This is a genomic window from Commensalibacter sp. A3DC, assembly GCF_047307945.1.
GTDB lineage: Bacteria > Pseudomonadota > Alphaproteobacteria > Acetobacterales > Acetobacteraceae > Commensalibacter > Commensalibacter melissae.
In genome coordinates this window covers 1-11,102 of sequence record NZ_JAXOQA010000059.1, presented here as the reverse complement: position 1 = coordinate 11,102, position 11,102 = coordinate 1, and the positions used below count along the sequence as shown (strand labels likewise).

10 protein-coding genes are annotated in these 11,102 nt (G+C 37.1%); 6 read left to right on the top strand and 4 right to left on the bottom strand.

From position 1 onward, the window contains the following. Positions 1 to 1,465 (top strand): malate dehydrogenase (quinone) (gene mqo, locus U0839_RS07245; RefSeq protein WP_413550378.1); only part of this gene is annotated, 1,465 nt, incomplete at its 5' end. Positions 1,466 to 1,510: 45 nt separating this feature from the next. Here mqo and U0839_RS07240 read toward each other — a convergent pair. The 3 genes from U0839_RS07240 to U0839_RS07230 form a co-directional block, all read right to left on the bottom strand. Beyond that, a complete protein-coding gene (locus U0839_RS07240; RefSeq protein WP_155565282.1) occupies positions 1,511 to 2,812 on the bottom strand; it encodes a multidrug effflux MFS transporter in 1,302 nt (433 codons plus the stop codon). 172 nt (positions 2,813 to 2,984) lie between these two features. Beyond that, positions 2,985 to 3,806 (bottom strand): fructosamine kinase family protein, encoded by an 822-nt coding sequence (locus U0839_RS07235; protein WP_155565283.1) that lies wholly within the window; start codon positions 3,804 to 3,806, stop codon positions 2,985 to 2,987. After that, positions 3,803 to 4,276 carry a low molecular weight protein-tyrosine-phosphatase gene (locus tag U0839_RS07230; protein WP_155565284.1) on the bottom strand — a complete coding sequence of 158 codons (474 nt, stop codon included), beginning with the start codon at positions 4,274 to 4,276 and terminating at the stop codon, positions 3,803 to 3,805. Before U0839_RS07230 ends, U0839_RS07235 begins: the two co-directional genes overlap by 4 nt. 309 nt (positions 4,277 to 4,585) lie before the next feature. Between U0839_RS07230 and U0839_RS07225 the strand changes: the two genes are divergently transcribed. From U0839_RS07225 to U0839_RS07205, 5 genes are read left to right on the top strand one after another with little or no spacing between them, the layout of a single operon-like run. Beyond that, positions 4,586 to 7,060 (top strand): adenylate/guanylate cyclase domain-containing protein, encoded by a 2,475-nt coding sequence (locus tag U0839_RS07225; RefSeq protein ID WP_413550377.1) that lies wholly within the window; start codon positions 4,586 to 4,588, stop codon positions 7,058 to 7,060. Further along, positions 7,057 to 8,085: an MlaE family ABC transporter permease gene (locus tag U0839_RS07220; protein WP_155565286.1), complete on the top strand. Its 1,029-nt coding sequence runs from the start codon at positions 7,057 to 7,059 to the stop codon at positions 8,083 to 8,085. Before U0839_RS07225 ends, U0839_RS07220 begins: the two co-directional genes overlap by 4 nt. Positions 8,086 to 8,087: 2 nt before the next feature. After that, the gene (locus tag U0839_RS07215; protein WP_413550376.1) at positions 8,088 to 8,777 is read left to right on the top strand and encodes an ABC transporter ATP-binding protein; all 690 of its coding nucleotides are present in this window, start codon (positions 8,088 to 8,090) and stop codon (positions 8,775 to 8,777) included. Positions 8,778 to 8,822: 45 nt separating this feature from the next. Then, a complete protein-coding gene (locus U0839_RS07210) occupies positions 8,823 to 9,779 on the top strand; it encodes an MlaD family protein (RefSeq protein WP_110438851.1) in 957 nt (318 codons plus the stop codon). Continuing rightward, positions 9,776 to 10,720 carry a hypothetical protein gene (locus U0839_RS07205; RefSeq protein WP_155565287.1) on the top strand — a complete coding sequence of 315 codons (945 nt, stop codon included), beginning with the start codon at positions 9,776 to 9,778 and terminating at the stop codon, positions 10,718 to 10,720. The genes U0839_RS07210 and U0839_RS07205 overlap by 4 nt, the downstream gene beginning before the upstream one ends. Before the next feature lie 17 nt (positions 10,721 to 10,737). Here the strand turns inward: U0839_RS07205 and U0839_RS07200 are convergent. Beyond that, the coding region (locus U0839_RS07200; protein ID WP_413550375.1) for a DUF423 domain-containing protein at positions 10,738 to 11,102 on the bottom strand (365 nt) is incomplete at its 5' end.

Sequence of the window (11,102 nt, the reverse complement as noted above, 5' to 3'; positions counted from 1 at the left end):
AGTCAAAGATGCTGTCCTTGTTGGTGCTGGCATTGTAAGCTCTACGTTGGGCACATTATTAAAAGAATTTAATCCTGATTATAAAATTACCATTTTAGAAAGATGTTCCGAAGGTGGCGATGAAAGTTCAGCGGCATGGAATAATGCGGGAACAGGTCATGCTGGTTTGTGCGAATTGAATTACACTCCCTTTATTAAGGGGGAGGAAATAAATTTAACCCGCGCAATTGTCACGAATTCCAGATTTGAGACTTCACGCTTGTTTTGGAGCTATTTAGTCGAGCAAGGGAAATTTACAACGGTTCGGGATTTTATAAATCCAGTACCTCATTGCAGTTTTGTTTATGGGGCTGATAATGTTGCATTTTTAAAGCATCGATATGATAAAATTCGTGAATTTGCAGGATTTGCAAAAATGGAATTCACTGAAGATCATCAAAAAGTTAAGGAATGGGCGCCGCTGGTTGGTAATGGTCGAAATGCAAGTGAAAAAATTGCATTGACACGTGTGAAGGGCGGTACAGATGTCAATTATGGTGCCTTGACACGTAAATTATTGGCACAACTTGAAAAATATGATGACGTTTCCATTCAATATGATGAGCAGGTTGTTGATATAAAACGGGTTAATGGTGTTTGGGAAATAAAATATAAAAATCGGATAAGTGGTTACGAAAATATTGTTTTATCAAAATTCGTTTTTATAGGTGCAGGTGGCGCAGCACTATTATTGTTACAGAAATCCGGCATACCTGAAGGACGTGGACTGGGTGGATTTCCAGTAAGCGGTCAATGGTTACGATGTGATAATCCCACGATTGTAGAACAGCACCATGCCAAGGTTTACAGCCTATCCATGGAAGGATTGCCTACTGTTGTGGCACCGCATTTGGATACACGTGTCATTGATGGTAATAAATCAATCCTATTTGGTCCATTTGCCGGATTTACAACTAAATTTCTAAAAAAGGGTTCATATTTTGATTTCCTTTCATCGGTTCGTTTGGAAAATATTGAACCTTTATTATCTGTGGCGATACATAATATCGACTTTATTCGATATCTTATTCGCCAGAGTACACAAACGATGGACGACCGTATTAATGCTTTACTCCGTTTCTATCCCCAGGCAAAAAAATCAGATTGGAAACTTCAGGTTGCTGGACAGCGTGTTCAAATTATCAAAAGAGATCCATATGGTAAACCAATCCTGCAAATGGGTACCGAGGTTATAACATCCAGTGATAAATCCCTTGCCGCTTTACTGGGTGCCTCTCCTGGTGCCTCTGTATCAGTTTCAATTATGGTGAACCTGATTAAAAAATGTTTTCCTGAGCAAGTCCAGGGAAAATGGGCCAAGAAATTGCATGAGATATTCCCTGCTGAAGAACAGGAACTTCAAAAAGATGCAGGAACTTATAACAAATTGCATGATTTTTCTGATAAAGCGTTACAATTAACTTAGGGTTTTATCTGAATAGTTTTAAATACCCATTTTAAATGGGTATTTTTATTTCAAATCTTTGATAAGTCGATCAAAATTATTATTTCCTTTGTTTACTCTTTCTTGCATTTTTGAAATAATTTTGCATGTCGCATATTGACGCCATAAATTACAAAGAAAGAATCCCAATACTCCTATAAAAACACCAATTGCTACGTAGAGCATGTTATCTTGTGGCAAAAGACCCATGATCCAGCTGCTTAATGCACCAAGGATGAATTGAATGGTTCCCAATAATGCGGACGCACTTCCTATTTTTCTTCCATGTAGGGTAAAGGCAAATATGGTACAATTAGGAAAAATAAATCCTAGGCATCCCATGATTATTACAATTGGAGAACAAACAAATATAATGCCTAGCCAATTATGAGGTAGTGGTAAAAAGCAAAGAATAATAAACAGGATTGAAACGATAAATGCTACATTTACCGCACAGTTTGTCAAAAAGCTTGGTTTAAATTTGTTGATTAGAATACCATTAAGCTGATTACAACCGGCAATTACAGCGGAATTGATACCAAACCAAAGTGCTAGCTGCAATTTAGAAAAATGCATAACATTACTCAATATGTCAGGTGTACCGCTCAAATAGGCAAATATCATGAAAAGTCCAAAACTGGTTATCAAAGTGTTTGAACTAAAGACAGGTTCTTGAACAATGCGAATATATCGCCATAAAATTGATCGGATAGAGGATTGAATGCGGTATCTAATGGGTAAAGTGTCAGGAAGCATTATTATTACTGAAACAGTACCCAAAAAGCCGTAGATTGTCATTATCCAGAATAGGACGCGCCAGGGAAATTTGGCAACAATGAGACCACCAAGTGTTGGTGCTGCAATAGGAACAATCGCACCAACCAATGCCAGTTGCGCCATTATTTTAATGCCTTTCTTTCCGGTGGCAATATCCCTTACCATGGCTCGAGGAACAACCATGGCGGTTGAACCTCCTAGCGATGAAAGAAGGCGGCATAAGCAAAAAAGATAAAAATTTGAAAAGATTGCACAACCTGCCGAACCTAAAGTGAAAAGTAACATGCCTAAAAATAGAGGAGCCCGACGTCCGTATCGGTCAGATATCGGACCAGATGTAAATTGACCAATGGCTAAGCCGATAAACCATACCGTTAAGGTGATCTGGGCTGCACCATTGCCATAACCTGCCAAATCTTGACTGATCTGAGGAAAGGCGGGAAGATACATATCTGTTGCAAGGGGACCAATCGCAGTCAACAGGCCAAGTATGACTATAATCCACCAGGATAAGTCTATAGTGTTTAGGTTATCTTGTTTCAATTTATTCATAGTTTCGTATTTAAATTTATTTTATGTTAGTAAATAGATTATTAATGAATTAATTCAATATAAATTAAATGTTACGTATAAAATATCGGTTTAATCAGGCTGATGATTTTACCATTTACACCTTACGGATTTTTTGTGCATATGATGGAATAAAAGATAAAAACATCTGAATTTATATTTTTAGATCATCAAGAATCTTGTTTAGCATTCGTAAATAATAATTTCCAAAAAGAATGTAATGAATAATCAAAGGGAATATTTGATAAATTGCCAAACGTTTTTGCCATCCTTTCTCAAGAAGATTATAAGATTGATAAAAAATGTCATAAGGATTACCAAAAAGGTTTAACATGGCAATATCAACTTCATTATGGCCATAATAACAGGCTGGGTCAATTAAATAGGGTTGATTGTAATGGGCAAGGATATTACCGGTCCACAAATCTCCATGAAGGAGGCTGGCTATAGGATGATCAGGCAAAAAGTCATCAAGTTTGATAACAAGATGTTCTATTTTTTTGGCAGTTGTTACCGGTAAATGGGACAGGTAACATGCCAAACGCCATTCACCCCAAAATTTTACCCAACTAGATGAAGGTGTATTGATAACATTGATTGTTCCAAAAGCATAATTGTCCTCCCAGCCATAATTGGAGTTATGGATGTTATGAAGTTTGGTTAACATTTTTCCAAGATTGGACCATGTTTCCAAGGAAAAAGAATTTGTTTCCTTAATTCTTTCCAAAATTAAAATTTCTGAATTGGCAAGAATGACCTTTGGAACATCAATGCCATTACTTGCAAGAAATTTAAGCATTTTTCCCTCACTTTGAGGAGATGCACCATTTTTGATCACATAATTTTTCTTGTTTTTTGTTATGATATGGAATGTTTCGGAAACATCACCCTGGGTTAAGGGTTGTGCTTGTTCTATCTTGTCATTAAGATATTTTTCCGCAATAGAAATGAGGGCAGAGGGAGGGTAAATATTCATGATATTTGCTGTTCAAAATAATTTGCCAGATTATGACAAGCCTCGTTTATTTGAGACCATGTTAGTGAAAAAGCATCTTGATTTTTGTAATAGGGATCTGAAATTTCTTCATTCTGATGATTGGGAATATAATCAAGCAATAATTTTATTTTACTATCTGTATCATATGGTGCCAATTTTTTTAATTGAACGATATTTTTATGATCCATGCCAATTATATGTGTAAAATCATGAAAATCCTGTAGCTGAATTTGCCTTCCAAGATAATGGCGAATGTCTATTCCATGTTTCATGACCTCATGTATGGTACGCGGATCTGGGGGTTGATCAATATGCCACGCTCCTAATCCAGCAGAATCAACAGAAACTGGCAATTTTCTTTTTTTGACTTCTAGACTGAAAGCAGCTTCAGCCATGGGGGAACGACAAATATTACCCAAACAGACAAACAATACTGAATATAAAGCCATACAAAACTCAATGTTATGATAATAAATTGTTGAGAAATATATTGATTTTGCAAATCTATTTTTATGTTAAAATACTTTTGCTATCATGACAATGCTAAGCTTCATAAGTTTTTTAACTGTTTTAATAAGCAAATTTGGTAATTTATGCAAACTAATATATAGTAACAGCTATAATTATGATGATTCATAATATCAGTCTATTATAATTTATTTTATGTTAGTTATTTTTTCATATAGAATATGGATTTTGCTAACTTAATTATTTAAAATAATAAAAATTTTGAATGGTTTAAATCAAGGGGATGATAGGTGCCTGCTGGTGAAATTGTTGATCCAACCAAAAATCCAGTAAATCGTTTGTGGCGTTTTTTTCTGCGAATTGGTATTCCCGTGCTTGGGGTTATTTTGGTCTCTTTTGTTGTGGTTGGGGTGACCCTTCATTCTTATCACACGACAAAAGCTGGGATTTCAAAATTATCACATGTGATTTTGCGGACCGAACAATCCAGGATTTCCGAAGAAATATTGTCTTATCTCAATCCAGCCACCAAGGGTGGGGGATTGGCGGTTGATATGTTAAGTCATATTCCATCCGAATATAAATGGGGAATGTTTTATAGTTATGCGATGAGCAGTTTACATCGTACGAAACAGGCTGAATCTTTTTACTTGGCTGATAGTGACGGTCGTTTCAATATGGTTGAACGTGTTCCTGATCATCCTGACCAAGTAAGGGTTATAACATTGGAGCCAGATCAAAAAGGTGGACGTTTTTTAGAGGAATATCACGTTTTTGACAGTAAAAAGGTTATTAAAACACGTTATATGCCAGCCAACGCCTATGATCCTCGTTTACGTGCCTGGTATCATACAGCTGTTGAAAATAATAAATTGACTTGGTCATCACCTGTTTTGATGCCAACAAAAAAAGGCTTGGCGGTGACAGCATCTATACCTTTTGTGGATAAAGATGGGAAAAAAAATGTTTTTGCAATGAATATCTCCTTGCAAGAATTGACGAAATTTTTGGCTTCCATAAAACTGAGCAATAATGCGCGGATCATAATCATTGACAATACTGGTCATATTATTGCCTCTCCCAATCTATTGACCTATTTCGTTGGAAATGAATGGAATCCCCAAGATTCAAAAATAAATCCTGCGGTAAATCCCGTGATAGCTAGGGCATATGATCAATTTCAGATCCAAGGTTCTGGTATTCATTCCTTTAAAATGGAAAAAAAACCTGATCTTGGTCAGGAACAGGATCAGAAAAAAAATTCAAAAAATATTATTGATAAACAGAAACAAGTCGCTGGCAATTATATTTGCGTAACTTCCAGATTACCTGATTCAATACAGAAATGGGTTATCATGATTGTTATACCAGAAAAAGATTTTTCTGGTTTTGTAGCTTCAGGTGCAAAGCAGAATCTGCTTTTTTCCTTGTTGGTTGTTGCATTGGCCGCATCAATGGCGGGATTACTAATTTATCAGGGACATCGTATGGATAAACTTGGTCTGCGTTTCCAGCACATTCAAAATGTGGTTGAACAGGAAAGTGATGCTATCGAGATGGTAGCCTCAACGCCGGAAGTTTTTGACCCCAGAAATGAAGCGCTTATTCTTACCGAAAAACTTTGCAAGCTGGTTTCTGCACATCGAGTCAGTATTTGGCATTTTTCAACTGATCATAAATCCTTGATTTGCAATGATATATATGATCGGACAGAAGATAATCATGCTGGTGGATATGAATATTCTATTTCGGAATTACCCAATTTTTTTGAATTGCTTGATGCAGGTGAAACAGTTGTTGTGGACAATGCTGAACATGATCAGAGAACGGCTGCATTATATCGACTGTTTATGAGCTCTGTTTCTAATCGATCGCTGATGATTACCCCTGTTTTAGGTAAAAATGGAACAATAGGGGCAATTCTGGTTGAGGATACGCCTTATCTTTATAATATAAATCATATCACAAAAATTTTTGCTGGGCTGGTTACAATGCGTTTTGTTGCGGCCCAAGTTGAATTTGACCAGATTGGCAAACACCAAAGACTACACTATGAAAATGGTAAAGTTTCTTCTCAGAAAGAATTTTTGAAAAAAACGGTCAAAGATGATTTGGAAAATACGGAAAAAGATATTAATCATGATTATCTGATAGATCCGGGTCAGTTTTCAAAAAATAAAATTGATTTCGGTCAATTTGATAAACAAGGCGAACAAACCATATATCCTGCTGTTGCGATGATGGATATTTCATTTAGTGGGTTTTTGTCTTCTGATATTCAGCATACGGTGGAATTAATCAAACCTGTCAAAAATTTAGTCATTGTATTGGAGAAAATCGCACAGAAATATGGTATTTTCTACGTAAGAATTATGGGCGGTCATCTGATTGCTGTGACGGGATGTTCAAAGGAGCCAGACATCACCGCCCCGATCAGATTGGCCCAAGCGGCAATAGATATGCGAGAGGCCTGTCTGGAGATTATCCCCCATAAATATACAAGTTCTACATTTGGGATTGGAATAGATGTTGGTCCAGCAATCGGGTCCTGGTTTGGCAAAGACGCAAAAACTTTTGCATTATGGGGGCCCGTGGTCGGAATGTCTTCATTGATGGCACAAATGGCTAAAGATGATGCAACGATTCAAGTGACACAAGAAGCCTATGCGGCTTTAAGAAACGATTTCCTGTTCAGATCAAGAGGAAATTTCTTTATTCCTGATATGGGTGTTGCTGATATATTTATTCTTGCTGGCAGACGATGAACGATTATCAAAATAATAATGACCAGTATGCCAAAAGGGAGAGTGCTCCCAGATCGGATAAACAGGTCGAAACGATTTTATCGAGCTTGAATTATAATGGTATTCATGATGTCGATCGATATATGGAATCCATTCGTATTCGTGAAGCTGAACAGGAGCAAACATTATATCAACGTTTGAAAACTGTAGAACCGGGTTTCTTTTCGATTTTCAGAAAAATCGGAATTGTTATTTTCTGGTACATGCAGCCTGTTCTGAATGTAATTGGTTCAGCAACGCGCAGTTATTTTCGGTTTCTTTTGTCTGTTCTGGCAGTTTCATGGGGAGTGCTGGTTGAAAGCATCTCTCCTCTAACATGGCGCAGGACAGTAAAGTATGAATTCAAAAGAATGGTAGGGTTGGCCATTGGCGGTGGATTTTTCAGCACTTTCTTTACGGCTAGTCTTGCGGGTTTGGCTGTGGTTTCTCAAGCGATTTTATGGCTTGGCGCAGCAGGGCTAACCAAAATGACTGGACCCATCCTGGTTACAGTTCTGGTTCGAGAACTGGCCCCGGTGCTGGTGGGAATGATTTTATTAGGAAGAAATGGCATTCTGACCGTAACGGAATGCAGTTTACTAGCAATGGGCGGACAGCTTAAATTTTTTACGTCTATGGGAATAGATGCTTTTATAACCATTGTAGTGCCAAGAGCCTGGGCTTTTACTATTGCCAGTTTTACCCTGGGAATGGTTTTTGGTATTATCTCGTTATTCATGGGTTACCTGGTAACTTATTTTATGGGGACAATGCATGATTCCATTTGGATGTTCTACAGTAATATCCTCGCCGCAATGACGGGATGGGATTATATTCTGGTACCCTCAAAATTTATCGTTATGGGTTTTTTGATTGGTGTTGGTTCTTGTATCACTGGTATGAATGTCAAAGTTACAGATGATCCTGCAACGTTATTGCCCAAAGGTTTTACGCGCGGTATTTTGCTCATCATGGTGGTTAATATTTTATTTACAATAGGATTTTAGTGATGGTGGATAAAATATTATTGAATATAGATAACGCCAAACCTTCATTTGAAGAAAGCGCGTTGCCTTATGTGCCATACAATTTAAAATTGCGGGCAGGCGAATGTATCATTGTTGAAACGGGCAGTATGGAGTTATCAACTGCTTTAGCGGATTTATGTAGTGGTATTGTCAAGTTAGATGAAGGAAGTGTCAAATTTGAGGAGATGGAATGGTCCTCTCTGAATGAGCCAAGATTATCTGCCTTAAGGGGAAGAATAGGTCGTATATTTCAACAGGGTGGTTGGGTTGATATGTATCCTGTCGCAATCAATATCTTGATGCCAATGTTGCATCATTCCTCTTTAGCTATCGATAAATTGACCAAGCAGGCTTTGACACTATGTCGAATTTTTGGTTTGCCTGGTCTTCCCATGGATACGCCTCGCCATATGATGCCGGTAGATTTACATAGGGCTGCATGTGTGAGGGCCTTGTTGGGAAACCCTGATCTAATTTTATTGGAGCACCCTTTTGAAGGATTTTCAGAAGATTTGTTATTCCCACTGTTTGAAATGTTGAATACGGCACAAAATAAAGGGGCCGGTGTTATTTGCTTTACACAACAGTTTTCTTTGTGGAATTATTATAGGGAACGGGTGACGCATTGGATGCGGTTGCAGGAAAAAGGGTTAACATTGGAAAATCAATAAGAATATTTATCCTTAATTGCATGAATGATACGGTTATAAAATAAAATGTTTAACAGCAAACGATACACAAAAGCGCGACAGTTATTTCAGCTAAGATATGCCAATGAGTGGACAGGTGGTCTTGTTCTTTTATGCTTATTGGCATTTATTGGTGCAATTATTGAAGCTGGTGTATTACGGGACTGGCTTACCCCTGCGGCACAACTGAATATTATCCTGCCACAAACAGGTGTTGACAATCTATCGGTTGGAGATGATGTGGAGGTGTTCGGTATTAATGCGGGGACAATACAAAAAATCAATGTCAATTCTGATGGTGGTTTAACAGCAATCGCAATGCTGGATCCTCAGATCAGAACTTTTATCAGACGAGATAGTACAGTCACCATCAAACGTAAATTTGCCGTAGCAGGTGCCGCTTTTGTTTCTATAACAAGAGGGTATAGTACGCCGCTAAATTGGCGTTATGCTGTTTTGTCGGCGAAGACAGAACCCAATCCTGCAGACCAGATTTCACAAATGGTATTGCAAATTCATAAACGTATTGTTCCAATTATGGATAGTGCAAAAAATATGATGGCTTCACTTGAAATGACAGTTGAGGGAATTCAACAGGGGCGTGGAACAGTCGGTCGTTTGGTTAATAATGATGAATTAATCAGAAGGGCTGAAAATATGGTTCAAACAATCAACAATGTTATTGAACAATTGAAACCGATTGAAAATAATATTAATCATGTTGTTAAAAATTCTGATAAGGTCATGGTTAATTTCAAAAAGGTTTCCAGAGATTTAAGTAAGGCTTCACCTTCTTTGAAACCGATAGCTAAAAATGTTCAAGATGCAACGGCAGAGTTGCCGGATATGATGATTCAATTGCAATCAACAATGGGTGATTTACAACGATTGATTATACAATTGAAAAGTATGTGGATATTGGGTGGAAATGGAAAAGCGCCTCATAAAACAAAACGTCTACACGCAAGAGAGGTAAGACCATGATAGGAAATTTAGAAAAGATTCCGTTTTGTCTTACAGGTTTTTTATTTCTGGCAGCATGCGGCGTTACACAAAATGATCCACCTAGAGATGAGCCTTTGCAACGAACTATGGACGTTGCCAAACAGGGAGTATTTTATAATCGGTTAAAACAGGCTGAAATGAATTATCTAAAATCATATCAATTAGCTTTAACCCGTGATGATCAGAATGATATTGAAAATGCAGGTTATAATTTGGCTGTTGTTCAGTTGGATATGAATAATATGCAGAAGGCTTATGAAACTGTTCAGGCTGTCCGTAACGAATTATATATTAGAGACGAAAAAAATAGTCCTCAACTGGATTTAGTTGAAGCAGCCATTTTATATCGGTTGCATCGTCAAGACGAGGCTTTGAGACTTTTACAAAATGCGGTACAAACGTCGCAAGATGATATACGGGAACGGGCTTATTTTTTCATAGGATTGATTGCTAACGATCAAAATAATATTTCCTTGTTGGTTAAAGCTTCTCAAAAGCTTGATCAATTAATTCTAAAAGATAAAAATGCAAGAAAAGAGGATAGTTGGAAAGCGGATCAAGGTGAATTGCATGCATTGTTGAATTATAGAAATGGGAAATATGATGATGCTATTACCACGTCAAGATTTGTAGAGGTAAGCCGTCGTCAACAAATTGAATATAGAGCAATGGTTAGGGCGCTTGTTATTCAGGCTATGGCTTATGAATCAAAAGGTGATCGGATTCAGGCAGCCAATTTATATATAAGGGCTGGCAAAAGTGCCCGATTTTTAAAAGAATATACAGATGCCAAGAATTATTTGTATAAAGCTGTTGCATTACAGGCTGATCAAATAACTAATAATTTGGCATCTCATGAATTATCAACTGTGAGACAAGAAGAATTTAAAATGAAAGAAAATTCTTTAGATAAAAATTAATGGCAATAATAATAATTTTATTTAAGAAATAGAGCTAAAATCGCTAAATATAGCCAACCAAAAATAAGAAGAGTACCTCCGATTGGTGCTATGGGTAAAAATGGATGAAAACCGGTGAAACTGATGTAAAAGACACCTGAGCAAAACAAAGTTAATCCTAGCGTAAATATACATCCGATTAGAAAAAAATGTAAATTCAGTTTCCATATTTTTTGTAATATGGAAACTGATATCAAGGCTAATCCGTGAATGAATAATATATTATCCGCTATTCGACTCATATTTCTGCCATCATTAATGAAATATTGATCTGGTAAATGGGAGGTAAGTGAAGAAAATATAACTGCCAGTAAACAGTAAAGTGCCCCGAAGGCGAGAGAAA